The organism is Veillonella dispar, from assembly GCF_900637515.1.
Lineage (GTDB): Bacteria > Bacillota > Negativicutes > Veillonellales > Veillonellaceae > Veillonella > Veillonella dispar.
This window is the reverse complement of record NZ_LR134375.1, coordinates 1,347,820-1,374,608: the sequence shown is the minus strand read 5'-3', so window position 1 is coordinate 1,374,608 and position 26,789 is coordinate 1,347,820. Positions and strand designations below refer to the sequence as shown.

Annotated in this window: 24 protein-coding genes; 23 read left to right on the top strand and 1 reads right to left on the bottom strand. The window is 38.1% G+C overall.

Translation table 11 applies throughout. The features are described 5' to 3' along the window. Window positions 1-90 precede the first annotated feature (90 nt). Window positions 91-2,400, top strand: a complete 2,310-nt coding sequence (locus EL171_RS06395; RefSeq protein ID WP_005387096.1) for a DNA topoisomerase 3 — start codon at window positions 91-93, stop codon at window positions 2,398-2,400. A gap of 64 nt (window positions 2,401-2,464) precedes the next feature. Here the strand turns inward: EL171_RS06395 and EL171_RS06390 are convergent, their stop codons facing one another. Next, window positions 2,465-3,763, bottom strand: a complete 1,299-nt coding sequence (locus EL171_RS06390; protein WP_005387095.1) for a DEAD/DEAH box helicase — start codon at window positions 3,761-3,763, stop codon at window positions 2,465-2,467. A 550-nt stretch (window positions 3,764-4,313) separates the two neighbouring features. On the opposite strand from EL171_RS06390, the gene EL171_RS06385 reads away from it, so the two are divergent. From EL171_RS06385 to EL171_RS06280, 22 genes are all read left to right on the top strand, one after another. Next, on the top strand, window positions 4,314-4,547 hold the full coding sequence (locus EL171_RS06385; protein ID WP_004697076.1) for a FeoA family protein: 234 nt from the start codon (window positions 4,314-4,316) through the stop codon (window positions 4,545-4,547). 9 nt (window positions 4,548-4,556) lie between these two features. Beyond that, window positions 4,557-6,929, top strand: coding sequence for a ferrous iron transport protein B (gene feoB / locus EL171_RS06380; protein ID WP_005387093.1), 2,373 nt, complete (start codon window positions 4,557-4,559; stop codon window positions 6,927-6,929). 231 nt (window positions 6,930-7,160) lie between these two features. After that, window positions 7,161-7,367: a FeoB-associated Cys-rich membrane protein gene (locus EL171_RS06375; RefSeq protein ID WP_004697259.1), complete on the top strand. Its 207-nt coding sequence runs from the start codon at window positions 7,161-7,163 to the stop codon at window positions 7,365-7,367. Window positions 7,368-7,471: 104 nt separating this feature from the next. Further along, window positions 7,472-7,732 (top strand): DUF6110 family protein, encoded by a 261-nt coding sequence (locus EL171_RS06370; protein WP_004697111.1) that lies wholly within the window; start codon window positions 7,472-7,474, stop codon window positions 7,730-7,732. Window positions 7,733-7,748: 16 nt separating this feature from the next. Then, a complete protein-coding gene (locus tag EL171_RS06365) occupies window positions 7,749-9,887 on the top strand; it encodes a heavy metal translocating P-type ATPase (RefSeq protein WP_005387082.1) in 2,139 nt (712 codons plus the stop codon). 115 nt (window positions 9,888-10,002) lie between these two features. Next, window positions 10,003-10,407 (top strand): hypothetical protein, encoded by a 405-nt coding sequence (locus EL171_RS06360; RefSeq protein ID WP_005387080.1) that lies wholly within the window; start codon window positions 10,003-10,005, stop codon window positions 10,405-10,407. Next, window positions 10,400-11,242 (top strand): hypothetical protein, encoded by an 843-nt coding sequence (locus tag EL171_RS06355; protein ID WP_005387079.1) that lies wholly within the window; start codon window positions 10,400-10,402, stop codon window positions 11,240-11,242. The genes EL171_RS06360 and EL171_RS06355 overlap by 8 nt, the downstream gene beginning before the upstream one ends. A 49-nt stretch (window positions 11,243-11,291) precedes the next feature. Further along, on the top strand, window positions 11,292-12,083 hold the full coding sequence (locus EL171_RS06350) for an ECF transporter S component (RefSeq protein WP_005387078.1): 792 nt from the start codon (window positions 11,292-11,294) through the stop codon (window positions 12,081-12,083). Window positions 12,084-12,150: 67 nt separating this feature from the next. Next, window positions 12,151-12,294, top strand: coding sequence for a six-cysteine ranthipeptide SCIFF (gene scfA / locus EL171_RS06345; RefSeq protein WP_004693318.1), 144 nt, complete (start codon window positions 12,151-12,153; stop codon window positions 12,292-12,294). 166 nt (window positions 12,295-12,460) lie between these two features. Further along, on the top strand, window positions 12,461-13,870 hold the full coding sequence (gene scfB, locus EL171_RS06340; protein ID WP_039969275.1) for a thioether cross-link-forming SCIFF peptide maturase: 1,410 nt from the start codon (window positions 12,461-12,463) through the stop codon (window positions 13,868-13,870). Window positions 13,871-13,905: 35 nt separating this feature from the next. Next, complete coding sequence (gene hypF / locus EL171_RS06335) at window positions 13,906-16,185, top strand: carbamoyltransferase HypF (RefSeq protein WP_005387072.1); 2,280 nt, start codon at window positions 13,906-13,908, stop codon at window positions 16,183-16,185. A 143-nt stretch (window positions 16,186-16,328) separates the two neighbouring features. Further along, entirely contained in the window at window positions 16,329-16,580 is a 252-nt protein-coding gene (locus tag EL171_RS06330; RefSeq protein WP_005387071.1) for a HypC/HybG/HupF family hydrogenase formation chaperone, read from the top strand. Next, the gene (gene hypD, locus EL171_RS06325; RefSeq protein WP_039969273.1) at window positions 16,540-17,658 is read left to right on the top strand and encodes a hydrogenase formation protein HypD; all 1,119 of its coding nucleotides are present in this window, start codon (window positions 16,540-16,542) and stop codon (window positions 17,656-17,658) included. The genes EL171_RS06330 and hypD overlap by 41 nt, the downstream gene beginning before the upstream one ends. A 1-nt stretch (window position 17,659) precedes the next feature. Next, a complete protein-coding gene (gene hypE, locus EL171_RS06320; protein ID WP_005387069.1) occupies window positions 17,660-18,667 on the top strand; it encodes a hydrogenase expression/formation protein HypE in 1,008 nt (335 codons plus the stop codon). 254 nt (window positions 18,668-18,921) lie between these two features. Next, window positions 18,922-19,368, top strand: coding sequence for a hypothetical protein (locus tag EL171_RS06315; protein WP_005387067.1), 447 nt, complete (start codon window positions 18,922-18,924; stop codon window positions 19,366-19,368). Between the two features lie 108 nt (window positions 19,369-19,476). Beyond that, window positions 19,477-20,595 (top strand): hypothetical protein, encoded by a 1,119-nt coding sequence (locus EL171_RS06310; RefSeq protein ID WP_039969271.1) that lies wholly within the window; start codon window positions 19,477-19,479, stop codon window positions 20,593-20,595. Window positions 20,596-20,632: 37 nt separating this feature from the next. Continuing rightward, window positions 20,633-22,186 carry an LptA/OstA family protein gene (locus EL171_RS06305; protein ID WP_005387063.1) on the top strand — a complete coding sequence of 518 codons (1,554 nt, stop codon included), beginning with the start codon at window positions 20,633-20,635 and terminating at the stop codon, window positions 22,184-22,186. A gap of 13 nt (window positions 22,187-22,199) precedes the next feature. Further along, a complete protein-coding gene (galU, locus tag EL171_RS06300; protein WP_005387062.1) occupies window positions 22,200-23,063 on the top strand; it encodes a UTP--glucose-1-phosphate uridylyltransferase GalU in 864 nt (287 codons plus the stop codon). Between the two features lie 168 nt (window positions 23,064-23,231). Further along, the gene (locus EL171_RS06295) at window positions 23,232-23,798 is read left to right on the top strand and encodes a hypothetical protein (protein WP_005387060.1); all 567 of its coding nucleotides are present in this window, start codon (window positions 23,232-23,234) and stop codon (window positions 23,796-23,798) included. Between the two features lie 8 nt (window positions 23,799-23,806). Beyond that, window positions 23,807-24,319: a biotin transporter BioY gene (locus tag EL171_RS06290; RefSeq protein WP_005387058.1), complete on the top strand. Its 513-nt coding sequence runs from the start codon at window positions 23,807-23,809 to the stop codon at window positions 24,317-24,319. 66 nt (window positions 24,320-24,385) lie between these two features. Next, window positions 24,386-25,492, top strand: coding sequence for a thiolase family protein (locus EL171_RS06285; RefSeq protein WP_039969270.1), 1,107 nt, complete (start codon window positions 24,386-24,388; stop codon window positions 25,490-25,492). Window position 25,493: 1 nt separating this feature from the next. Then, the gene (locus EL171_RS06280; protein ID WP_005387054.1) at window positions 25,494-26,789 is read left to right on the top strand and encodes an AMP-binding protein; all 1,296 of its coding nucleotides are present in this window, start codon (window positions 25,494-25,496) and stop codon (window positions 26,787-26,789) included.

Below are 26,789 nucleotides of genomic sequence, written 5' to 3'. Positions count from 1 at the left end.
TTGGTAGTTATGACCACTAAATTGTAGTATAATGAGATTTCAAAGAGCGGCTTGGGGAATAGCCGTTATTTTATGTTAAGGAGGGGGACCATGAGGTTATTTATTGCGGAAAAGCCATCCATGGCTCGCGAAATTAGTAAATGCTTGCCAGAAAACAAGAATATCCAAAAACGGAATGGCTATTTTATCCAAGGTGATGATGTGGTGACTTGGGTTGTAGGGCACGTATTACATCAAGCAGAACCTGGTGATTACGATGATAAATATATCCGCTGGCGCCCTCAAGATTTACCTATTGTGCCTGATGAGTGGAAATTACTCGTTACGGATAGTAGTCGTCAACAGTTTGAGACTGTAAAAGAATTAATCGGTAAAGCGGACATTATCGTCAACGCAGGTGACCCGGACAGGGAAGGTCAATTGTTGGTTGATGAAGTATTATATTATGTAGGAAATACAAAACCTGTACAACGTATCTTGCTAAATGCATTGGACGAAAAATCTGTTCGTGCCGCATTAAATGATCTACGGGATAATAAAGACTTTCACAATCTATATCAATCTGCATTGGCTAGAGCACGTGCAGACTGGCTTATTGGCATGAATTTATCTCGTGCCTATACATTGTCTGAACGTTATAAAGGTAATAAAGTAACATTACCTATCGGTCGTGTTAAGACTCCAACATTAGCCCTTGTGGTGCGCAGAGAGCGAGAACTAGCGGCATTTAAACCGGTCGATTATTTTACATTAAAGGTTTTATATAATCATCCAAATGGTGTATTCTGGGCTACGTGGCAGCCTACAGACGAACAAAAGGGGCTTGACCCAGATGGACGTCTTATTAATAAAGCCATAGCCGATGAATTAGTAGAGCGCTTACAGGCGGGGTCAGATGGAGTTATTAAAGCTGTTACAAAATCTAAAAAGAAAGATGTACAGCGTTTACCATTGTCTCTATCATCTTTGCAGGTATTAGCTGGTAAAGCTTTTTCCTATGATCCGCAAACTGTACTTGATACAGCACAGAAACTATATGAAAAGAAATTGACTACATACCCTCGTTCTGATTGTGAATATTTACCACCAAATCAATATGGTGACCGCAATGCAATTCTCAATAATTTACAGAATGCAGGAGATGAAAGACTAGCACAGTGGGCTACTGATGCAGACCGCTCCATTAAGAGCCGCGCTTGGAATGAAAAGAAGATTACAGCCCATCATGCTATAATTCCTACGACCGTAGCTTGTAATATAAATAGTTTGTCCCGTGAGGAACGCAATATTTACTTCCTCATTAGTCAGGCCTATATTGCTCAGTTTTATGGCGAACATATTTATGAGCAAACTAAAATCGTCGTGGAGCAATGCAAAGAAGAGTTTGTTGCCAATGGCCGTGTAGTTATAGACGAAGGATGGAAATTACTTTATAAACGACAAAAGTCTAAATCTGTGACAGATAATGATGAACCTGATTTAACTGATGAACGTGGTGCAGAAACAGACTCTAAAAAAGAGGCTATTGAAGAAACAGATCATTTGCCTGCGGTTAAGAAAAATGATTCTGTGCTTTACACGGATTCCTCTGTAGAGGCGAAGCAAACTAAGCCGCCTTCTCGCTTTACACCGTCTACGTTGTTACAAGCGATGAAGGAAATTCACAAGTTTGTAAAAAATGAAGACTTGAAAAAGCAATTAAAGGCTGTATCTGGTATTGGTACAGAGGCGACTCGTGCCAATATTATTGACGAACTTATCAGTCGTGGCTTTATGAAAACATCTGGTAAGAAGCAAGTTCTATCACCTACGGAAACGGGCTACCTTTTAGTAGATGCTTTGCCTGATGAATTGTTATATCCTGATGAAACGGCTGTATGGGAAGAACGTTTGGCCCTCATGAGCGAAGGGGAGGATACCTTAGATTCCTTCTTGTCTGATCAAGTTAAGTTTTTACAGTTGTTGATTGATAAGCTTGGCTTTGATAAACAGGTAAATTCTGGTCAAATGATGCCCAATGTAGTTCGCACTATAACGAATCAAAACCGGAAACGTCCGATGGATAATTCTGATGTAGATCTATCTTCTTTGCCGGTCTGTCCTAAGTGTAATAAGGGCAGAATGCAACAGCGTAATGGTAAATTTGGTGCTTTTTTAGGCTGTACTAATTATCCTGCTTGTAAACATACACAACCGGTTGAGGGTGATGTTTCAAAGGGTGAAAGTAATATCATTGTAGCTGACGAAGATAAACAATATAAATGTCCACGATGTAAAGAAGGGTATTTTGTTAAGCAAGAGGCGAGAGGACGTATTAACTGGGTTTGCAGTAATCGATCTCAATGCAAGACACAATGCTCCGATGTGAATGGAGTGCCAAGCATTTATGCTAATAAATAATAAGATGTATATTAGTTAAGAACATAAAAAGACGCGTACAGATGTTCTGTACGCGTCTTTAATTTTATCTGCGTTTACCACGACGTCCTGTTTGTGATGTGGACGTACGGCGTTGGCGTGTATTAGCACCTTTATGGCCACGAGCTTTATGAGCTTTAGCCTTTGTAGATTGATAGGAACTTGTAATCTTAGGTTTGCCAGATACTTTTGCACGTTTAGGTGCCGCACTTGCATTACCTTTAGTCTTAATTTGTCCATCTTTAGTGTATTTAGTAAGCGTTGCTTGGATGGCGCGCTCAATACGACGTAACCAAGATTCATCTTGCGGTGTAGCAAATGTAACAGCTACACCAGAGTTGCCTGCACGACCAGTACGGCCAATACGGTGGATATAGTAATCTACGTCGCGTGGTACGTCGTAGTTATAAACATGTGTAATGCCTTCGATGTCAATGCCGCGAGCCGCAATATCTGTAGCTACTAAGATTTGTGTTTTAGCTTTTGCGAAATCACGTAATATTTGAGTGCGTCGACCTTGTGTCAAATCGCCATGCATTTCAGCAATATTTAGGCCTGCTGCAGTTAACTCATAGGATAAGCGAACAGCACCTTCACGCTTATTACAGAACACAATTGCTAAGAATGGGTTGTCTTCTTCGATCATTTTGATGAGACGTTGCGTTTTTTCTTCTGTGTTCATCATGTATACGCGTTGATCGATAGATTCAAGTGTTACATGTTTACCCTCAGCTGTTACAGAAGCCGGTTTAGACATATACGCTTTTGCAAGATTTCTAATCTTATCAGGAATTGTTGCAGAGAATAGTAAAAGTTGTCTATTAGCATCTGTTTGACTAATGAGGTTTTCAATGTCCGGTAAGAATCCCATGTGAAGCATTTGGTCAGCTTCATCGAGTACGACACGACGAATGCAATCTAAGTGGAGTGAACCCCGTTTTGCGTGATCCAATAGGCGACCAGGAGTGCCTAAAATAACTTGAGGGCGACGTCCTAATTGTTGTAACTGTGCTTCAATCGTTTTACCGCCGATGAGAGGGAGGATGTCTACATTTAAAATAGAACCTATTTCTTTTGCCTCATCGGAAATTTGTTTTACAAGCTCACGGGTAGGTGCAATGATGAGCACTTGTTCTTGATGCACATCAGTGTGAACACGTTGTAGAATCGGCAATAAGAAGGCTAATGTTTTGCCTGTGCCTGTTTGAGCTTTTGCTATAACATCATTCCCTTTAAATACAACAGGAATGGCTTGTTCTTGAATTGGAGTTGGCTCCTTGATACCTTGTTTTTGAAGGGCTTGGATGAGTTCATCACAAACGCCTAGAGATTTAAAAGATTTCATGGATCGTCCTTTCTATAATACATATTATATTAATTATACCTTATGCACATAGTAGGGGCAAATAAATTGAATCATTACATAGCGTACTAATTTTGCATGGCGCTATAGTAAATTTGTAAAACTAATGATGCGATTGTTAAAGATACTAATTGATAATAGATTAAGAAATGACGATGTAGATAGATGTTTATGAGAATAAAAAACATTAAAATATTTATATTTGAATAAATTTTAAAAATATAAATGAGAATGATTAAATTATCAATAATGATTATCTTAGTAGTGATTCTTATTTTTTAGGTATTCTTTTTTTATTGGTGACAGCGCGAATGCTACCATACCATATAGGGGTTCATGGAGGATTGATAAATCAATCCTCATATTTAATATGAGAAAAAAATATATATATGAGATAGAAAATTACCAAAAAAATGATAATAATTGTTGAAATTAATGATTTCTTTGATATAATAATTTAAGATATTAATACGCATTATTATTTGGTGTGTTTAATATGAGGTTGTTAGGTACAATAATTAGGAGGTGTCGTATGGCTATCAAAAAGTTAAAAGACATGAAACCAGGTGAGTCTGGTCTTATTGTTGCACTACATGGCAGTGGTAATGTTAAGCATCGTCTAATTGACATGGGTCTTGTAAATGGTACAAAAATCCATGTTATGAAGTTTGCCCCTTTGGGGGATCCGGTGGAAATCAAAGTAAAAAACTTTGAATTAGCACTTCGTACAAGCGAAGCTGGCATGATTGATGTAGAGGTTCAATAGGAGGTTCACATGGCAGAAAATGGGCAAATTCGCATTGCCTTAGCAGGTAACCCTAACTGTGGTAAAACTACAATGTTTAACAATATCACAGGGGCGAAGCAACACGTTGGTAACTATGCCGGCGTTACAGTAGAAAAAAAGGAAGGCCATACGAACTTTGATGGCCATGAGTTATTGTTTATTGACTTACCAGGTACATATAGCTTAACTGCACGTTCCTTGGATGAGTTAGTAGCGCGTAATGTTATCGTAAATGATAACCCAGATGTTATTGTTAATGTTCTTGATGCATCTAACTTGGAACGTAACTTATATTTAGCTGCACAATTATTGGAACTTGAAAAGCCAATGGTTATTGCTCTAAACATGGCTGACGTTGCTGAAGAAATGGGCATCAAATACGACCTAAAAAAAATGGCAGAAATGACAGGGGCTACAATTGTTAGCACAGTAGGTCGTACAAACATTGGTACAAAAGACTTGTTAGAAGCAATAATTAGTGTAGCTGCTTCTCAAAAAGCTCCTGGTGTAACAATTAACTATGGTGATTTGTTAGAAGGTAAAATTAGTGAGCTTGTAGAATTGCTAAAACAAGCGGGCACTGTTACATATCCACTTCGTTGGATTGCTGTTAAGTTGTTAGAAAAAGATGCTGACGTTATTGGCAAAGTTATGCGCTTTGATAATACGGAAGCTGTTATTCAAAAGGCTGAAGCTATTCGTGAAGAAATTAAGGATCAAGTTGATCTTGATATTGTCTTCCAAGAATATCGTCACCGCTTTGCAGTAGAAGTATATAATACATGTTTAACACAAGCGCCAACTCAATTGGAAACACGCTCTGACCGTTATGACAAAATCTTAACGCATCGAATTTGGGGCTTACCAATCTTCATGGTTGTTATGTACTTATTGTTTGCGTTCGTTAACTTCGTTGGTGGTATTCCTCAAGGTTGGATCGAGGATGGTTTCGCTGCATTACAAGCTTATGCGGTTCAGACTATTCCAGAGGGCCAATTACAGTCACTCGTATCTGATGGTATTATTGCCGGCGTAGGTGCGGTACTTTCATTCTTACCATTAATTTTATTACTCTTCCTTGGCATTTCTTTCTTGGAAGATACAGGTTATATGGCTCGTGCAGCCTTCGTTATTGACCGTGTAATGCGCGCATGTGGCTTACATGGTAAATCCTTTATTCCTTTATTATTGGGTTTCGGTTGTTCCGTACCATCCGTAATGGGTGCCCGTATCCTCGACAACTACAAGGATCGAATGGTTACGATTTTGATTACACCATTCATGAGTTGTTCTGCACGTTTGCCAGTGTATATCTTATTTGCAAATGCGTTCTTCCCAAATGGTTGGGATAGTACTTTAGTTGTATTCTCTGTATACTTCTTGGGTATCATCTTCGGTATTATCTTTGCAAAAATTTTCCGTAAGTTCTTATTTGCTGGTGAAGCAGAACCATTTGTAATGGAATTACCTCCATATCATTTGCCTACATTGAAAGCTACATGGATGCACATGTATGAACGTGCTAAATTGTACATCATTAAAGCCGGTACTTTCATTATGGCTGCTTCCATCTTGATTTGGTTCATCACTGCATATCCAATGGATGTAGAATACTCCAAAGATTATGATGCAGTGAAAGAACAAGTTGCTCAAGAGTATGAAGTAAAAGATGCAGCTACATTATCTCAATTCGGTATTGCTACAGATGACCAAAAAGATGCAGTTGATAAAATTGTTGAAGATATGAAATCTACTGTACAAGATGCTACTGATGCTGCTAAGCAAGCAGGAGAAGATGAACCTGAAGTAGCAGTAGAGGATGATTCTGAAGCACCTGAATTATTCAATGATATTAAAGATGAAAATAAAGACTTGTTCCCAGCAGCATGGGCAATGTATAAAAACAGTGCTAACTTAGATGCTGAAAATGACAAACTTGATAAAGAACAAGCTGCTGAAAAAATTGAACAATCCTATGCAGCATCCTTTGGTAAAGCAATCAACCCAGTACTTGAACCATTGGGCTTCGACTGGAAAATGGGCTTATCTCTCGTAGCTGGTTTAGCGGCTAAAGAGGTAGTAATTTCTACATTGGGTACAGTATATGCAGTAGGTGGTGATGATAAAAATCCAGCTCCATTGACTGATTACTTACAAAATGATCCAAACTTCTCACCATTGATTGCATTAACAATGATGTTGTTCGTATTAATTTACCCACCTTGTTTGGCAACATTAGCTGTTATCAAACGTGAAACAGGTTCTTGGAAATGGGTTGCATTCATGTTCTGCTATGAAAATACATTTGCATGGATTGCATGTTTCATCTTCTATAACATTGGTCGCGCATTAGGTTTCTAATCTAGAGTCGCTAAATAGGAGAGTTTAGCCACCTTTAGATTCTTTAAACAAAAATGAATTTAAAAATTGCGATTTTGTTATAAGTAATTTAAAAATAATACTTGATAATTATCAATATTCGTGGTTAAATGATAATGAGAAAAGGGAAATATCCTTTAGATATTGCTTTTATCTTGTTTATCACTAATACACATATTATAATTTAGTAGATATTGAGAAAGAGGCATAATAATGGATAATCTTGTTATAGGACTCATAGTTGTATTAGCATTAGCTTATATCGGTAATAAATTTTACAAACAAATGTCTGGTAAAGGTGGCTGTGGCTGTGGTGGCGGTAGCTCCAAGTCTGGCTCTAAAAAATCTTCTGGTTGCGGTGGTAACTGCAGCTGTGATGGTTCCAATAAAGCACTAGGCATTAAACGTACTGCTAAGTAAGCTAATACGAATTCTGAATTTGAATGAGGGGTCTCTATAATGGCTCCTCTTTTCAAATATAGTAATTAAATTTTTTATCATATTTAGTAGAAAGGAATATTATCATGTTCAACATCGATCAAAAAAATCTTAAAAACGCTAACTTATTCGCAGCAGGTCTTGCATTGGGTACTGTAGGTCTTAAAGTATTAACTTCTAAAGATGCTAAAAAAGTATATGCTGGTATCGTAGCAGCTGGTCTTCGCGCTAAAGAAACTGTATTAGAAACAGCTGAAAAAGTACAAGCATCCGCATCTGATGTATTGGCAGAAGCTCAAGAAATCAACGAAGCACGCAACGAAGAAATCTTTGAAGAAAACAAATAATTAGAGGATTGCACATATGTTACAATTTTCTGTAGTAAAAAAACTCAGAAATCGCTTGCATGTTAAGGTAACTGGTCATCACTTTACAGAGGCTGAAGCAGCTTATGTAGAGGATACATTACTCCTTAATGATGCAATTGTAGATGTAACCTTCTACACTCGTAGCAGTCAAATCGCCATTAAACATACTGGCGATGTTGATGCTGTGCGTGATGCAGTGCTAGGTCTACGCGATTTAGATTTGTCTGAAGCTCCTGCTTTAAACGAATATTCTCCTCGCTTGGTAAATAAAAAATACCGTGAAATGATGATCAACCGTACTGCACTTTACTTAGGTAAAAAAGCAGTGCTTCCTGCGCCTATTGCAGCTGCATGGGCTTGGTTTGATGGTATTAAATTTATTGGTAAGGCTATTAAAACATTGTGGCAACGTAAGTTAACTGTCGAAGTACTTGATGGTGTAGCTATTGGTGCTGCATTACTTCAAAAGGATTACCCTACAGCTGGCGCTGTTATGTACCTATTAGGTATTGGTGATATCTTAGAAGAATGGACTCACCGTAAATCTGTATTAAATCTCGCTCAAAGCATGTCCTTGAACGTAGATAAAGTATGGGTTTTAGTTGATGACATTGAAGTGAGCAAGCCAGTTAACGAAGTTGTGGCAGGCGATCAAATTATCATTCGTCAAGGCGAAGTGATTCCATTGGATGGCGTCGTTATCGATGGTGTTGTTCTTGTTAATGAAAGCTCCATGACTGGTGAACCAGAAGCGGTTCGCCGCGATAAAGATAGTTCTGTATATGCAGGTACTGTTGTAGAAGACGGTAAAGCTATTGTAGAAGTACGTAGTACATCCAAAACATCTCGTTACGAAAAAATCGTTAACCTTATTGAAGAGTCTGAACAAATGAAATCTGGTATGGAACAACAAGCATACCGCATGGCAGATAAATTAGTTCCAATTAGCTTTATTGGTGCTGGTTTAACATATTTGTTGACTCGAAATGTAATGAAAGCATTGTCTTTCGTTATGGTTGACTTCTCTTGTGCTCTAAAATTATCTATTCCATTGTCAGTACTTTCCGCTATGCAAGAAGCATCTAAACGCGGTATCACTGTTAAAGGTGGTAAGTTCTTAGAACAAATTGCACAAGCAGATATGATTGTGTTCGATAAAACTGGTACTCTTACAAAAGCAGAACCTGAGTTTGAACAAATCATCCCGTTCAACGGTCATGATGCAGATGAAATGTTGAAATTAGCTGCATGTATTGAGGAACATTTCCCTCACTCCATGGCAAAAGCAATTGTACGCGCTGCTAAGGATCATGACTTGCCTCACAAGGAAATGCATTCCGATGTAGAATACGTTGTAGCTCATGGTATTGCATCTAAAGTCGGTCGCTACCGTGTACGCATTGGTAGTGCTCACTACATCTTTGATGATGAAAAGACAAAAATTCCTACAGATGAACAAGAAAAATTCAACAATTTACCAAATTCATCTTCCCATATTTACCTCGCTATTGGGGGTACATTAGCAGCGGTTATTTGTATTAAAGACCCTGTTCGTGAGGAAGCAAAACAAGTTATAGCTGATTTACACACTTTGGGTATTAAAAAGGTTGTCATGATGACTGGTGACTCCAAACGTAATGCACAACGTGTAGCTGACGAACTCGGCATCGATGAATTGCATGCTGAAGTATTGCCAGAAGATAAAGCGGCTTATGTAAAACAAGCAAAAGCTGAAGGCTATACTGTTATGATGGTAGGGGATGGTATTAACGATTCCCCAGCAATTTCTGAAGCACATGTTGGTATCGCTATGAATGAAGGCGCTCCAATTGCTCAAAAAATTGCAAATGTTACTATTTCTTCCGACCATCTACAGGCTCTTGTAGATTTACGCCGCATTTCTATGGCATTGATGAAACGCATCAAAGCTAATTACAATGGTATCGTTGGTTTCAACGGTGCTCTTGTAGGTGGTGGCGTACTCGGTATTATGCCGCCAAGCCAAACAGCATGGTTGCATAATCTATTCACATTGGGTATCGGCTTAGAAAGCATGACTCCATTGTTGAAAAAAGAAGAAACAAAGGAAACTGTTCCTACAATTGATGTAACAGCTGACTCCGTAGTAGCTTAATTATAAACCTCCATATAAGGTATTCATTTACCTATATGGAGGTTTTTCTTTTTTGATGACATTTATCTATGATTATTGTAAAATACAAAGAGATTACATATCATAGGAGATCTTTATGAACACATTAATAGATATTTGTAAAAGATCCATCTACTTGAATATATTTATCGTAGTAATTCCTATTATTGCGTATATGATTCATAATGGATCAAGTGCGACGGTAGCACTTGTATGGTATTTACTTTTATCACTAGTTATGCCTTGGGCATATTTATCGTTTAAAAGTAGTGCCTTTGGAGATGGTAAATCGATTAGCCGTATTGCCTATGTTATAAGTTGGATTATCATCCACGGTATTAGCTATAAAGGTATTTTTCTTGGTGTAGATTTATCCATGTTATGGAGCTGGCCAACCGTTGGTCGAGATGTAGCTTTTTTAGTAGCTATGTATATTGGTGTTACTATTAGCTTGCTTTTGGCATATGGTCTTACTCGTTTAGTAGGAGGCCGTAATGAATAAGAGTTTCTGGTTATTTACCGTTGTCTGTGCATTATTTGTAAGTGCTGTAACGACAGTTCTTTCTTTGAGTGGAGCGCTAGCTTTACCAATCTTAGTATTCCCCGTGTTGTCCCTCGTAATACCTCTTATGGTACGAAGACTGAAGAATGCTAAATTTAATGACGATCTACCATTGAGTATGGGATATCATACGTATAGTTGGGCTTGGTGGACTGTATTTTCATTTCTTCATACGCCCTTTAGCTTTACTACAGAAAATGGAATTGTAACAGCATTACTCCTCTTCGTAGTGTATTTCATAGTTCAAGTACTTATTGAACTTTGTGGTTTGTTGGCAACAAAGTTTTTCAATCGAAATCATCGGTGGGGTATGGTGGATGAAGCACTTGATATAATCGGGTACACTATACCAATTCCATTCTTATATATTGGTTCACTGCTCTATATTGATCTACAAGATCCTATGGTATACTTCATGTATGCGTCATCCATGAATGTAAATATACTCTTTGCAGAATTGGTGTTATTACTTATATCCTTATTGGTATTTGTATTCTATTTATACCCAAGAGAAATAGCTTATAAAGGTATACGATTATTCCGTATTGTTTTAACTGCTGGTTTATGGCTCGCTATGAATGCTCATATTTTATATGGCGGTTATATTCCAGAATTTGTTTTATCTTTAGTTCCCACCGTTTTTCCAACGTATCAAGGTAATCCACTAGTGTTTGTTACCCCAACTTTGTTAGAAGCTGGTATGACAGGTGTAGCAGTGATTATAGGTGCATTGGTAGAGCGTGGTATTATTTCACGACGCCGTGAACGTATTTAATTTCTAGTTTCGACTTATATCCGTAAGGAATGAGAACGAAGGAGGATCTATGAACAACAATGAACGTCCAGTGGATGATAACTCAACTGTATCAATCCCAGGCAATGAAACGACTAGCCCCGTTGAACGTAAACAGGTTAAAAAAGAGAAAAAGAGTGGTATTACTATTCGTGAGCTTACCATTATTGGTTTGTTGGCGGGGATCACAATCGCATTAGGTGTATCTGGCTATGGTATTATTCCATTAGGCCCGCTTAATGTAACTACTTTACATGTACCGACACTTATTGGTGCAATTGTAGAGGGGCCTAAAGTTGGTGCTTTTGTAGGGTTTATCTTTGGTTGCTATAGCTTGTGGCAAAATATTACAGCTCCAAATATTTTATCTCCACTATTTATTAATCCAATCATTTCTGTGTTACCACGTATACTTTTCCCTGTATTAGCATATTTAGTATACTTATTATTGTGGAAAGCATCTCAAGGTCCACGCATTCTTGTATCTGCCTTCATGGGGACTGTATTCCATACAATTATGGTTATGGGACTTATCTTCTTGCTTTACGCAGATATGTTTGCTATTAAAATGAACCTAAGCCCAGATCAAGTATTAGGCTCTATTGTATTCTTATCTGTTACGCATGGTATTCCAGAAGCTGTTTTTGCAGCTGTTATCGTTACTCCAGTTGCATTGGCATTACGCAAGGTATTGCGTAAGGATACTCTTAAGAAAGAAAAAACTGATGCTGTTACAAGCGCTGCAACAACAGTAGGAGCAGATGCAAATAAAACTACAGAAGTTAATAAAATCAAATCTGTAGACGAAAACATAACTAAATAGTATTTTACAGGCTTTTCATAAATATGATAAAATAAATATCATTCGATAAGTATTGAGGAGGATAACCATGGCTAAACGTATTCGTACTATCAACACTGAATCCTTGCAAAAAACTGCTAAAACTGGCGGTTGTGGGGAATGTCAAACATCTTGCCAATCTGCTTGCAAAACAAGCTGCACAGTTGGTAACCAAGTTTGCAAACAAAAATAATAAAGAGGCTCGCTTAGCGGGCCTTTTTTGTTTATGTGTATAATACATACTTTGTATGGTATATCTTTATGACTCTTTTCATAACGTTTAGCGTGGAAATGTGGTACAATTATCTAGAAAGTTCTATATAGTAGAACTTTTACCATACATAATAATTGGAGGTACCATGTTAGAATTAAAACCAATGATCCATAAGTTTCGGATGAAGGATAACTATTACTGCTTAGATGTTAATAGTGGTATTATTCACGTTATCGACGAACTCATTGATAGAGTTCTTGACATATATGATGGCACTAATCGCGATGCAGTACATGCTGCATTAGATGCTAAAGAAGATGCCGTAGAACTTGATGAGATTATGGATGAGTTAGATGAGCTCATTAAAGCAGAGCAATTGTTTGCTCCGATGAGTACAGAGTTTAAACTTGTAGTAGGTGAAAAACCTATTGTTAAGGCATTATGCTTAAATATTGCTCATGATTGTAATTTAGCATGTAAATACTGTTTTGCCAGCCAAGGTGATTACGGCGGTGTAAAACGTGAATTAATGAGTTTTGATGTGGCGAAGCGTGCTGTAGATTTCCTCATTAAAATGAGCGGACCTCGTCAACATTGTGAAATAGACTTCTTTGGTGGAGAACCTTTGTTGAACTGGGATGTTGTTAAACAAACAGTTGAATATATTGAATCCATTCAAGAAAAGCACAATAAGATTTTCAAGCTTACATTGACTACAAATGGCATGCTATTAACACAAGATAAAATCGACTATGTAAACGAACATAAGATGAGCCTTGTATTATCTTTGGACGGTCGTGAATCTGTACATAATGCGATGCGTCCTGTAGCTGGTAGTGGTGCGGAATCTTATAAATATATTGCTAAAAACCTTATCAATGCGGTAAAACAACGCCATGGCCTTGAATACTACGTACGTGGTACGTATACACATAAAAACTTAGACTTTACAAAAGACGTTATGGCTATGTCTGATCTTGGCTTCGAACATTTATCCATGGAGCCTGTAGTAGGTGAAGAGGGGGACTATGTTCTTCGCGAAGAGGATTGGCCTGTATTGGAAAAAGAATATGAAAAATTAGCAGATATTTATTTACAACGTCAATTAGATGGTTGGGGCGAGAAGTTTAACTTCTTCCACTTCCGTATGGATTTGTATCGCGGTCCATGTATGGCTAAACGCCTTCGTGGTTGTGGGGCAGGTCATGAATATATGGCAGTCGTACCAAATGGCGATATTTACCCATGTCATCAATTCGTAGGTAAAGATGGATATGTGCTTGGCAATGTGTATGATGGTTTACAAAATACAGAAATTCCTAAAGATTTCCGTAATACACATGTATTCTCTAAACCAACTTGTGCTGAATGTTGGGCGAAATTCTTCTGTTCTGGTGGCTGTCATGCTAACAACATTACATTAGGTGGCGATTTAGAAACACCTTATGAATTTGGCTGCCGCTTACAAAAGAAACGTATTGAATGCGCTATTATGATTCAAGCCGAGTTAGAACAAGCTGGCATTGATGGCAGTATTCCTGTAGCATTAGGTTAATAGCCATTAATTCTCCGTCTATAGTAGGAGTTTATATGAAACAAAATAGTAATCAAACTATAGAACGCTGGGGAATTCGTTATACCGGTATAGTTCAAGGGGTCGGATTCCGGCCCCTTGTTTCTATGTGGGCACATTCCCTAGGTTTAACAGGTTTTGTATATAATGATAGCCAAGGTGTTTACGTCGAGATACAAGGTTGTACTAGTGATTTGCAGTTGTTTTTAGATGCGATTCAAGATGACCGACCTAGACTGTGCCGTATTACAAGTCAAACAGTAGAACATCTTACTATAAAAAATAATGAAGTTGAGTTTTCTGTGGAGCCATCTCCATTAGGGGAAGCAGTTAGCACCTTTATTAGTGCCGATACAGCGCCATGTGCTGATTGTCTTAAAGAACTACAACAGGACAAGCGTAGAAAAGAATATCCTTTTATTAATTGTACAAATTGCGGCCCACGATATACGATTATTAAATCACTTCCCTATGATCGGGAACGAACGACGATGGACGAGTTTCCTATGTGTGAAGCTTGTAAGGCTGAATACGAAGATATAGAGGGGCGCCGTTATCGTGCTGAACCAAATGCTTGTGTTCAATGTGGTCCTCATTATACTTTATATAAACCTAATCGTACGGTTGTAGATACTGTAAATGTATGGAATACTACCCGTGAATTAATCAATGAAGGTAGTATTATTGCTATAAAAGGGATAGGTGGATACCACCTAGTTTGTGATGCTCGAAATGATGCGGCGGTTCAACGCTTGCGTAAGCGTAAGAATCGACCACATAAACCCTTAGCAATTATGGTAGGGTCCCTAGATACGGCAATTGAGCTTGTCCATCTTAGTGATGAAGAATTAGATGTTTTGACGGGAATGGAACGGCCTATCGTATTATTAAAAAGAAATACTGATAGTTTAGTGCGTTTGAGTCCCCATGTAGCTCCGGATAATCATATGCTTGGCGTAATGTTACCATATACACCGATGCATGAGGTACTATTACCATCAGATGCAGCATGGGTTATGACAAGCGGTAATCGAAGTGGTGATCCAGTTTTATATGATGATAATCAAGCCTTTGAAGAGTTAGAATCGGTTGCCGATTATTTCTTGGTACACAATCGTCAAATCTATGCACCTCTCGATGACTCTGTTGTAACTGTCATCCATAATAAACCTCGATTGATTCGTCGTAGTCGTGGTTATGTACCAGAACCTATTCATTGTGAACTTTCAGGGCAAACTTCGATATTAGCCATGGGTAGTGATCTTAAAAATGCATTTGCTATGAATAAAGGCTCAGAAGTCCTTGTAGGCCCACATATTGGGGATCTACAAAATGCATCTACTCATGCCACATTGGAGTGGACTATTGACCGATATGAGGAATTGTTTTCTATACAACCAGAGAAAATTATTGTAGATAGTCATCCTCAATTTTTCTCGTCCCACTTAGGAGAGCGCATTGGTAAAAGCGCACAGATTCCTGTTATATCTGTTCAACATCATCACGCTCATATTGCATCAGTCATGGCAGAGCACAATCTTGAAGGTCCAGTGCTGGGGATTGCCATGGATGGTACCGGATATGGACCAGATGGAACGGTATGGGGTGGTGAATTTCTCCTTTGCAAGGGAGATAAATATCAACGATTAGCTCATATCCATGAAGCGCCATTACCGGGAGGAGAGAAAGCTGTTTCCGAGCCATGGCGCCAAGCCTTATGGTATATTCGAAATTACTATGGTGATGATGTTCCACCTATCTACCAAGATTGGATGAAAGAATTGCCTAAAGGTTGGGCCATATTAGATAAAGCATTACAATCTACGATGCCTATGGTTCAAGCAACGAGTTGTGGTCGTTTGTTTGATGCGGTTGGCTCTCTTTTAGGGCTTGGTATGGTCCACACCTATGATGCACAAATTGCTATAGCCTTAGAGGCTCTATGTGGTGATGAAAAAGGAATATTGCTTGATTATAACTATGATGGGCGAATTCTTGATTTTACACCTACCGTTCAATCCATTATGGATGGTGTAGTTAATGGTGAATCTAGGGCTCATCTTGCTGCATCTTTCCATAAAACCGTTGCTATCGCATTATGTGAAACCGCAGCGGATTTAATGGAGCGCTATAATGTTAGTGATGCGGCTATTTCTGGCGGTGTATTTCAAAATCGCAAATTAGTAGAGCTGATATATCGCGCTTGGCATGTAGGCGATTTGTATATGAATGAAGCGGTTCCTTCCAATGATGGCGGATTAGCCTTTGGTCAACTATGGATTGGCAATCAGAAATAGTTATATATTCTTGTAGTTAGTATCACTTAATAATTACTACAATTGTGATACAATGATATTAGAAATATTTATATATGGTGAGTTTTCTTTCTCGAAAGTAAACTCATAGAATTTGTTATTAATATAATATATAAGGAGATAGTATGTGCTTAGCTGTACCAGCACAGTTAGTAGCTGTGAATGATGTTATTGGCACTGTTGAATTAACAGGTGCCACCCGTGACTGCAGCTTACTCCTCGTACCAGAAGCAAAGGTAGGGGACTGGTTGTTAGTCCATGCGGGTTTTGCTGTACAAATTGTTGATGAAGAAGAGGCACAAAAAACATTAGAGGCCTTTAAGGAGCTAGAAGAACTTGAAGAAGCTTACTTTGCAGGAAAAGCAGAACAGTGCTGATGCGTTATTAAAACGTATCAATGCCCTTCATGAGCCTGGGGAAACCGTAAGGCTTATGGAGGTTTGTGGTACACATACTGTATCGATTTTCCGTGAAGGTCTTCGACAATTATTGCCAAGTGGCATTGAACTTGTAAGTGGACCAGGATGTCCTGTATGTGTAACAGATCAAACGTATATGGATAAGGCGTTAGCCTATGCTGAACGGGATGATGTTATTATTGCTACCTTTGGGGATATGTTAAAGGTTCCTGGTAGCTATAGCAGTCTTAGTGAGGCTCAAACAAAGGGCGCCCATATTCATGTCATTTATACCCCTTTAGAGGTGGTAGAACTTAGTAAAAAATACCCAGATAAGAAAATAGTATTTCTGGCTATAGGTTTTGAAACGACTATTGCCGTTATTTGTGCAACTGTAAAAGCAGTTCATGCAGCAGGGCTGAAGAATGTTTTCTTCCTTGTATCTCATAAATTAGTGCCTCCTGCATTACGAGCTTTATTAGATAAACAAGAAGGTCATATTGACGGATTTATTTTGCCAGGTCATGTAAGCGTTATTATTGGTGAAGAGCCATACCGATTCTTACCTGAAGAATATCACATACCGTCTTGTATTGCTGGCTTTGATGGACTTGAGATTTTATCTGCTATAGCAAATATTTTAGAGCAACGTAAAACCGGTAATTTTGTGGTGGGTAATACCTATCATTCTGTAGTTATGCAGAAGGGGAATCCGGTAGCGCAAGCGATGATCAAAGAAGTATATGATGTATGTGATGATGCGTGGCGTGGTATCGGTGTTATTCCAAACTCTGGCTTAAGATTAAAGGATGCATATGCAGCCTATGATGTGGAACGTGCATTACCTATCCAGCTTGAAAAGCCTTCTCTTGATCCAAAAGGGTGCCAATGTGGTCGTGTATTGCAAGGGCTTATTAAGCCAAGTGAATGTCCATTATTTGGTAAAAGCTGTACTGCTGACCACCCTGTTGGTGCTTGCATGGTATCTGTAGAAGGTAGTTGTGCAGCATGGTATAAATACGGTTATTCCAGTGGTGGATCGACGTGGGAGGATTAATATGGAACGAGTTCGCTTAGTCCATGGGAATGGCGGTCGATTTAGTCATGAATTGACCGAGCGTTTTATTTTGAAATACTTTACAAATGATTTATTGGCTCCTTTACATGATGGTGCTCAATTTCCCGTTACAGCAGGACGTATGGCGTTCTCTACAGATTCCTATGTAGTACAACCAACGTTTTTCCCTGGCGGAAATATTGGTAAATTAGCTGTATGTGGTACTGTGAATGATTTAGCTATGAATGGTGCTGTCCCACAATATTTAAGTTGTGGCCTTATCTTAGAAGAAGGCTTGGCCTTTGATGAGTTAGATGAAATACTTCATACTATGTCAGATATGGCAAAAGCTGCAAATGTACAAATTGTTACAGGGGACACTAAGGTTGTTAAAAAGGGCGAGGTAGACAAAATCTACATAAATACAGCGGGTATTGGCATGATCCCAGATGGGATTGATATTGGTCCACATCGTGTGAAAGCGGGAATGGATATTATCTTATCTGGTGCTATTGGGGATCATTCTATTGCTGTTATGGGTCAACGATTTGGCTTGGATTTATCTGATGCGTTAAAAACTGACTGTGCGCCTTTAAATAACATGGTTCATGCTGTACTTGATAAAGTGGGGCCTCAAGTGGCTCTATTGCGAGATCCTACACGTGGTGGTTTAGGTACTGTTTTAAAAGAAATTGCAGACCAAAGTCAAGTTGGTATTAAGGTAGAAGAAGCGGCTATACCAATTCACGCTGAAGTACAGTCTGTTTGTGATATTTTAGGATATGATCCATTATATTTAGCAAATGAAGGAAAGGTTGTACTGGTAGTAGATCAATCCGTTACAGAAGAAGTTCTCTCCATTCTTCACGGCTTTGAAGAGGGCAAAGAAGCTGTGTTAATTGGGAGAACACTAGACAAGAATATTGGTAAGGTTGGTTTACAAACCGCTATTGGTGGTGTTCGCTTAATCGATTTGTTAGGTGAAGATCAAGTTCCTCGTATCTGCTAATTAACTAATTGAGTTTCTTTAAGTCCTAAGGGTATGTAAAGATAAGAACTATTTTATGCCTATAGAGTATGATTGAGAGTTGATATTGACACTAAATCTTTGTGATGGTAGCATTAAATTAAGTTGTGTAAAATTCATTGGTTGTTCATCGGACTTTTATACAATGCTAGTATCTTTATGTGTAAGTTCTTATACTTTCACTAGAATCTATGTATAGAATTTGTTAAAATATAAGTATCTATAGGAGGCTTATTATGAAAAAGAAGATTATTACAGCTGTTCTAGGGATTTGTTTAACTACAACTGCATTCGGTGGCATCTTGACTACTCAAGCTGGCGGCCTTAGCAGTATTCTTGGTGGTGCAGCTAAAATTGGTGGTATCGGTATTGTTATCAATAAATTCGGTCCTCAAATTGACTCTTTCTTAAATAAATTATTGAAACAAAATAACTTAAGCACAGAGTATACAACTAAAGTTGTACCTATTATCAGTATTGGTACAAAAGGTTATATCGGTGCTGCTCAAGTTACTGGTCCTGCATCTAGCATTGAACAAGTTAAAGCAGTTGCTCAAGTAGAAGGTAGCTTTAACGGTATGGTTCGTGTTAAAGGTTTAGTACCTGTTGATAGCACAAACCCAGTTGGTGCATCTCGTGTTCAAGGCGTAGGTGTATCTGCGATTATCGATTTGAAAATTTAATGGCCACTGAGCATATAAAATAGTAGACTCAGGGAATAAGCACGGTCTTAGGCCCGTGCTTATTCTGTTGTATAACAGTTATACATTAGATACGTTGTGGAGGAATTTATGAAGAAGCAAGTACTTACACTTTTAATGGCATCCTTGATTTCAGGCACTGCATTTGCTGCTCCTGGTACAGTTACAGAGAAAACAAATGTTTTGGAAACTACTGTATATGGTGCAGTACAAGATGGTGCTGTAGTGGACCGCATTAATCAACTTGATGAAACCGTGTATGGTACTGGTTTCAATGGCAATTCTGCTACATTGAGCAAACGTGTTGATTCCCTCTATAACTCCGTAGAAGGTAGTGGCACAAACATTTCTTTGCGCGAAGAAATGGATGCGCTTGAATATACATATCAAAATAGCATTAACGCAGGTTCTCTTGTAGATCGCGTAGAAAAGATGGAACGTAGCGTTAATGGTCGTATTGGTAGCGGCTCTTTACAAAAACGTATCATTTCTTTGAAAACAAAAGTATATGGTAGCAATGTAACGCTTACTAACCAAGTTGGTACATTAGCTGGTAACCAAGTCTTCAAAGTTACCTTGAATGACGCTGTTTCTTCTAAAACTAGCCATGAAGGCGACACTGTTGCTTTCACAGTAGCTGAAAATGTAATGGATGGCAATGTGTTATTGGTACCTGCAGGTACAGTAGGATCTGGTACAATTACATCCTTGAAAAAGGCTCGTTCCTTTGGTCGTAATGGTGTATTAGACATCACATTTGACACAATCCCTGCTATTGATGGTACTGAATTTACTGCAGTACAAGGTAAAGAAGCTAAGGATAAAACTCGCAGTGAAGTTAAAGCAGCTGGTGCATCCGTAGCTGGTGCTGTTTTACTTGGACCAGTAGGCTTAGTAGGTGGTGCCTTTGTTAAGGGTAAAAATATTGAATACCCTGCTGGTGCAACTATTTATGTACAACCTCAAGATTCTGTTACAATTCAAGGTCTTGTAATTGGTGGTGATGGTTTGGCTCACAGTGATGATGAATTGGCTGAAGCAGTAACTGTACCTAATACGGCCGATGAATCTGAAGAGACTGTAGACACTAATGAAGCGGCTGTTGATGAAAATGAAACAACAACAGAGGAACCAGCAGCAGTAGAAGAACAAGAAGAACCGGTAGAAAATGTTTCTCAACCTATCGTAGTTGTAAAGCGTAATCAATAATTAACAAATTCTTAAAGCAAGAGGAGTTCTAGTAACCATGAGGAAACGTAAAGTACAATGGCTGGCAGCGGCTTGTGTTTTTTGTTTAGCACAACCAGTATGGGCCGCTACGGAGTCAACCACGGTATATCAAGATCAATTGGATAGCGTTGATCAATCCTATCTTGGAGAAATCTCTAAAGCATCTACACCTGAAAATAGTAATATCCGTGTTGTACGTCGTGGTGAAAAGGCAAAGTCTGATCAACCTACAGAACAATTGCCGACTCGTATTGATGCAGATAAAATGTCCTATACTGGGTCCACTGGTGATGTATATGCACAAGGTGATGTAGTAGTGACTCAAGGTAATCAAACCTTGATGGCACCACGTATAGAAGGTAATACAAAAACTACAGAATACCGTACTGTTGGTGGGTATCGCTTTTTGGAAAATGGCGGTAAAACAAAGGATATTACAGGTCAAAATATGACATATCGGACTAGTGACCGTCATTTTACAGCTGACCAAGCGTTTGGTTGGAATGATCCTTACTATGTGAAGGGGCAAAATGCTACATTTGATGGTGAAACTGGTCATATGGATAAAGGCATGGTTACCACAAAACATGCGATGGCCTTTAAACATACACCAGATTATCGTGTAGAAGGTCAAGATATCAAGGTGTATCCTGGCGATAAAGTCATTATTAAAAAACCGTCTTTCTACATTAAAAACTTTAAGGTTTTATCTTTACCTTCTTATACAGCATCCTTGCGCCATGATAAAGAAGGAAAATTCAGTATATTCTCATTAGTTCCAAAGCCTACATATAGTAGTGATGATGGACTTGGCTTGCATGGTAGTACTGATTATCCAATTGGTAAGCATGGTGAAGCTTATATCGATTATCGCTGGTATTCAAAATCAGGCTTTAAACCAAAAGTTGGTTATAGACACTACTTGCCTTGGGCTACTGCGTCAATTGGGTACAGTAAAGAATCTAATGAATATAATGATGAAACGGTATGGGTTGAAAAGATTGGTGAGGCACGTTTAGATACTCATACGTATCATGTGGGTAAATCACCAGTAACTGTACGCGGTGGCGTTAATGCCGGTTATTGGAAAGAAGGTTCTGTAAAAGGTTCCCATAAGGAATACTATACAGAAATATCTCATGATCCAATTAAGCTTGGTAAAAATGCTGATTTACGCTTCTTGGGCGGTTACCAACGCGACTACTATGGTTACGATGGCACGATTCGTAGCATGCCTTACTGGGGCGCTAGATTCCGCTCTAAAGTGGGAAATCGTGCTAATGTATGGGTTAGCTATAATCAACGTAATATTTCTTATAATAACTCTCCATATCGATTTGATACTACAGAGCTTCCTAAAGAGCTCATCTATGGCGGTAACTATAAATTGACTCGCTTAGATGATGTGTCTGTAAGTGTTAAAACAAATATGATGAGTGGTCAGATAGACTCTGTATATTATACATGGCATCGTGATTTACATTCCTTTGACTTGTACTTAACTTATAAGGATGCACATAGAAGCAATAATGATCAATGGAAAATCAAATTTGTTGGCAAAGACTTTTAATTAGGAGATAACTATGCAACGTATTAGAAAAGCCGTTATTCCAGCAGCTGGCTTTGGTACACGCTTCTTACCAGCTACTAAAGCACAACCAAAGGAAATGCTTCCTATCGTGGATACACCTGCTATCCAATATATTGTAAAAGAAGCATTAGATTCTGGTATTGAAGAGATCCTAATCATTACAGGCCGTAATAAACGCGCTATTGAAGATCATTTTGATAGCAGTGTGGAACTAGAATTGCTTTTACAAAGCCAAGGTAAAAATAAACAATTGGCTATGATTAAAGACTTAGCAGATATTAAAGTTCACTTTATTCGTCAAAAAGCTCCTCGTGGTCTTGGCGATGCTGTACTATGTGCAAAAGCCTTTATTGGTGATGAACCATTTGCTGTATTACTTGGTGATGATATTGTATATAATCCTGAAAATCCATGCCTTAAACAGTTAATTGAGTGTTACGATGAACATCCTGGTATTATCTTAGGGGCTCAATTTGTACCTGAAGATAAAGTTAGCTCTTATGGCATTGTATCTGGTGAAGCATTAGCGGATAATTTATATCGCGTTCATAATTTGGTGGAAAAACCAAAAAAAGAAGATGCACCATCTAGACTAGCAGTATTAGGTCGTTACATTTTAACGCCAGATATTTTCAATATTTTAGAAAATACAAAACCAGGCGTAGGTAATGAAGTTCAATTAACTGATGCTCTAGCAGCATCTAAAACCGATACGTATGCATTAGCTTATGAAGGTATTCGTTACGATACAGGCGATAAATTAGGTTACTTGAAAGCTACTGTTGAGTATGCCCTTCGTAATGAAGAGTTAGGTGAGAACTTCAAAGCATATTTGAAAGAACTAGACCTTAAATAGTGAAGCTATATATGTATATAAGAAAGAACCTGTGGATGTTACCATGGGTTCTTTTATTTAATGGCGATATTTTTGTATTATTGTCAACAAAACTAAGGTGATTTTGTTGACTAATAAAATAATGTTGATTATAATCAATTTATTGAATAAATAAAGGACTGTGATTATATGAGATCGCTCTTTACAACATTGTGTAATAATGATTTTGGATTACCAGGGCATAGTGTTATTAAGCATATGCATTATGATGCTTCGGGTAGTGATCAATCTATCTGTGGCATTTTATATCAAGTTGCTAAAACTACTACAATTGGTATTCTAGACAAATCAGGTTTTTTAATAGTTGATTTACGACCGGTACCGAGAAAATTTCGTATTCGTTCAATAATTCATGAAGAAGAGAATGATCGGACGATATCTTTCTCTAAGGAGGATATCATACGATTTGTAAATGATATTAACGATACCAATGAAATTCATCGTGAATCGCCCTATGTAGTGCCTGGTTGTATGATTTTAGAAAATTTATGGAATTATTGGAATATTAGTAAATCTGCACAGCAGATGGCTATTTATTTTCATGCACCCGTTATTGCAGATGATCAGGTAACTTTGGTGGAAAACTCTGAAGATGCTCATGTAGAAGGTTATGTAGGTGACACATTGGCATTTTCTGCTACGTTTTTTGGTGAAAATGAAGATTTAACATCTTTAAAACAAAGATGTATTAGTTAGAGGTAATTATGGAAGCAAGACGTTTAACAAAAATGGCTTTATTAACAGCCTTATTATGTATTTCAGCATATATTTCGTTCCCATTGCCATTTAGTCCGGCTATGGTAACTGCATTGACTTTGGTGGCTACATTAACAGGTCTATTATTGCAACCAAAGGATGCATTTATTGTATTTATCATTTACGTTTTACTTGGTGCTGTAGGTTTACCAGTATTCGTTGGTGGCACAGCAGGTCTTGGTAAATTATTAGGACCAACAGGGGGCTTTATCTTCTCTTGGCCAATAGCTTATACATTATTAAGCGTATTCAAAGGTTCTAAGAAGAGCTTTTTCTCTTATGCATGGCGTTCTCTTGTAATTACTATTCCTGTAGTATATCTATTTGGCGTTGCAGGCTTTATGATTGTAACAAAAACTGAACTTTGGGCGGCATTGCCTGTAGTAATGTTCCCATTCATTCCTGGGGATATTGTAAAATGTCTCGTTGCTTCTTGGTTAGCAACTAAAATTAAAATTTAGAATGTAATAATGAAAAGAGGCATTCCTTGGAATGCCTCTTTTCTGCATTTTCTTATAGGAGCTAATATGTCAGTATATATTCATGGTGGGCTTAGAACCCCTATAGGCGTATTAAATGGACAATATAGAAATATGAGACCTGAAATGTTAGGAGCTCAACTCATTGATGAATTAATCAAGCGTTATGATATTTCACAAGTGGATGGAATCTTCTGTGGCAATGCTGTGGGGACTGGTGGTAATATTGGTCGCCTTATGGGGCTCATGACTAATTTACCGAATTCTGTTCCTGCGATTACCGTAGATATGCAATGTGCATCAGCCTTGATGAGTATTGAGATGGCCTATACACATATTGCATCAGGTGTTATGGATTCGGCTATTGCTGGTGGTATTGAAAGTTCTTCATTACAGCCAGATAGGATGTATGCAGCTAATGATGATCGTAAAGGCTTATATAAGGTTGCTCAGTTTAGCCCTCAAGATTGTTCTCCTTTAGCTATGTTAGAAGGGGCAGAGAGGACGATTCAAAAGCATAATGTATTAAAGGAAGACTTATATCCCTACATTATTGGCAGTCATAAACGCGCTTCTGAAGCTTTAAATAATCCGCATTTGAAATCTTACATTATGCCTATTACCATCGATGGCAAAGCATGTGTAGATGAATGTATTCGGCCTAAGATGAATGAGAAACTATTATCACGGATGAAGCCTTTATTAGGACCTAATGCTATTACAAATGCAGGTAATGCTTGTTTAACTCATGATGGCGCGGCTTTTGTATACGTATCTAATGAAAAAGGGCCCTTTAGAATTTATAGTGTTATGCCTTGGGCAGGTAACCCTCAGTTTAGCCCAGAAGGAGCTTTAGAAAGCACAGAAGCGATTTTAAAACGCACTGGTCTAACGATGGATGATATTGATGTAGTGGAATGGAATGAAGCCTTTGCTATCATTGATGTGCTCTTCAATAAGGCCTATCCCAAGCATTTAGAAAAATATAATAAATTGGGTGGTGCCTTAGCGTATGGACATCCTTATGGCTGTTCTGGTGCTATATTAGCTCTTCATTGTATGGCTGCTTTAGAATCTTGTAATGGTCGCTATGGTTTGTGTGCTATTGCCGGTGCAGGCGGTACAGGAACTGCTTTGATTATGGAACGTATGTAAAATGACAATTATTGAACGGTTACGACAATATAAAGAATTAGAGCCTCATAAGATTGCTCTCATTATAGATGATACAAAGTATACATATAGTGAACTATATGATGCTATTCTATCAATCGATATTGATGATACTAGTCATATAGTAAATCTCACTGAAGTTAAAGAATCAGCAAAAAATAAAGTTCTTTTAATTCAGAGTCAATACTTTTTAGAACAACTTGTACAATGGTTAGGTGCATTGTATAGATGTTACATTCCTATGGTATGCCATAATGAAATGGATACTGAGTATATAGACGAATTAGCTCATATTATAGCTGATGAAGGCGTGTTGCCATTAACTGATTTTGGTGTACTTACATCAGGTACTACGGGGCGTCCTAAACCGTTGTGGAGAAAAGAGGAATCGTGGCGAGAGTTTTTTGATATTCAAAATAATATCTTTCATATAAATGAAGATACAAAAATCTTTTTGCAAGGCAGCTTTAGTTTTACTGGTGTTAGTAATATGGTTGTTGCTGTCTTATGGGCAGGGGGGACTATTGTTACTACCAGTTCCTTGCGTCCTACTCGATGGATTGAGCTGCTTGAAAGATATGAAGTAGATCATATCTATGCTCTTCCTACAAAACTTAGATTGCTCATAAGGCATTGTAAATGTAAATTATCTACGATTAACTATATTATTGCTGGCTCACAAGTGCTTGATCGTCATTTGATGGAGCAGTTGCAACAGCTATGTCCTAATATGGAGTTTATTCTGTATTATGGTGCTTCTGAGCTTAACTATATAACCTATTGCACAGGTAAAGAGTGGCTAGACCGAGAAGGCACTGTGGGCAGGCCATTCCCAACGGTCCGAATTAAAGCAGATGATGGGGTTATATATGTAACTACAAAATATCATATTGAAGGTATTTCCGATACATATACCGTTAATGATTGTGGTTATATAGATACAGAGGGGTATCTTATGTTTACTGGGCGACAAGGCGATGTGGTAAACAAGGGGGGCTATAAAATATCTATTCCCTCCATGGAAACTTATTTGCAATCTATAGATGGTGTCTCAGAAGTAGCTATTATCGATATCATAGATGATGTAAAAGGGGAAGATTTTGTAGCATATATGGTGTTGGAGGATAATGTTCTAGTCGCCGATGTTATGGAAACAATTCGGCATCATAGACCTTCCATAGAATGGCCAAAATCCATCTACTCTATTCCTATGTTACCTCTTACAGAATGCTCAAAAGTTGATAAACGAAAGCTAAAAGAGTGGTATAATAAAGGGTAA

Bases quoted from the DNA above. Each gene is read 5' to 3' on its own strand.
- EL171_RS06285 (WP_039969270.1), top strand. From the start codon at position 24,386: ATGTCAGTATATATTCATGGTGGGCTTAGAACCCCTATAGGCGTATTA.
- EL171_RS06280 (WP_005387054.1), top strand. From the start codon at position 25,494: ATGACAATTATTGAACGGTTACGACAATATAAAGAATTAGAGCCTCAT.
- EL171_RS06315 (WP_005387067.1), top strand. From the start codon at position 18,922: ATGAAAAAGAAGATTATTACAGCTGTTCTAGGGATTTGTTTAACTACA.
- EL171_RS06370 (WP_004697111.1), top strand. From the start codon at position 7,472: ATGTTCAACATCGATCAAAAAAATCTTAAAAACGCTAACTTATTCGCA.
- EL171_RS06395 (WP_005387096.1), top strand. From the start codon at position 91: ATGAGGTTATTTATTGCGGAAAAGCCATCCATGGCTCGCGAAATTAGT.
- scfB (WP_039969275.1), top strand. From the start codon at position 12,461: ATGTTAGAATTAAAACCAATGATCCATAAGTTTCGGATGAAGGATAAC.
- EL171_RS06355 (WP_005387079.1), top strand. From the start codon at position 10,400: ATGAATAAGAGTTTCTGGTTATTTACCGTTGTCTGTGCATTATTTGTA.
- hypF (WP_005387072.1), top strand. From the start codon at position 13,906: ATGAAACAAAATAGTAATCAAACTATAGAACGCTGGGGAATTCGTTAT.
- EL171_RS06360 (WP_005387080.1), top strand. From the start codon at position 10,003: ATGAACACATTAATAGATATTTGTAAAAGATCCATCTACTTGAATATA.
- EL171_RS06350 (WP_005387078.1), top strand. From the start codon at position 11,292: ATGAACAACAATGAACGTCCAGTGGATGATAACTCAACTGTATCAATC.
- EL171_RS06290 (WP_005387058.1), top strand. From the start codon at position 23,807: ATGGAAGCAAGACGTTTAACAAAAATGGCTTTATTAACAGCCTTATTA.
- scfA (WP_004693318.1), top strand. From the start codon at position 12,151: ATGGCTAAACGTATTCGTACTATCAACACTGAATCCTTGCAAAAAACT.
- hypE (WP_005387069.1), top strand. From the start codon at position 17,660: ATGGAACGAGTTCGCTTAGTCCATGGGAATGGCGGTCGATTTAGTCAT.
- EL171_RS06365 (WP_005387082.1), top strand. From the start codon at position 7,749: ATGTTACAATTTTCTGTAGTAAAAAAACTCAGAAATCGCTTGCATGTT.
- EL171_RS06390 (WP_005387095.1), bottom strand. From the start codon at position 3,763: ATGAAATCTTTTAAATCTCTAGGCGTTTGTGATGAACTCATCCAAGCC.
- EL171_RS06375 (WP_004697259.1), top strand. From the start codon at position 7,161: ATGGATAATCTTGTTATAGGACTCATAGTTGTATTAGCATTAGCTTAT.
- EL171_RS06305 (WP_005387063.1), top strand. From the start codon at position 20,633: ATGAGGAAACGTAAAGTACAATGGCTGGCAGCGGCTTGTGTTTTTTGT.
- feoB (WP_005387093.1), top strand. From the start codon at position 4,557: ATGGCAGAAAATGGGCAAATTCGCATTGCCTTAGCAGGTAACCCTAAC.
- EL171_RS06310 (WP_039969271.1), top strand. From the start codon at position 19,477: ATGAAGAAGCAAGTACTTACACTTTTAATGGCATCCTTGATTTCAGGC.
- EL171_RS06295 (WP_005387060.1), top strand. From the start codon at position 23,232: ATGAGATCGCTCTTTACAACATTGTGTAATAATGATTTTGGATTACCA.
- galU (WP_005387062.1), top strand. From the start codon at position 22,200: ATGCAACGTATTAGAAAAGCCGTTATTCCAGCAGCTGGCTTTGGTACA.
- EL171_RS06385 (WP_004697076.1), top strand. From the start codon at position 4,314: ATGGCTATCAAAAAGTTAAAAGACATGAAACCAGGTGAGTCTGGTCTT.
- EL171_RS06330 (WP_005387071.1), top strand. From the start codon at position 16,329: ATGTGCTTAGCTGTACCAGCACAGTTAGTAGCTGTGAATGATGTTATT.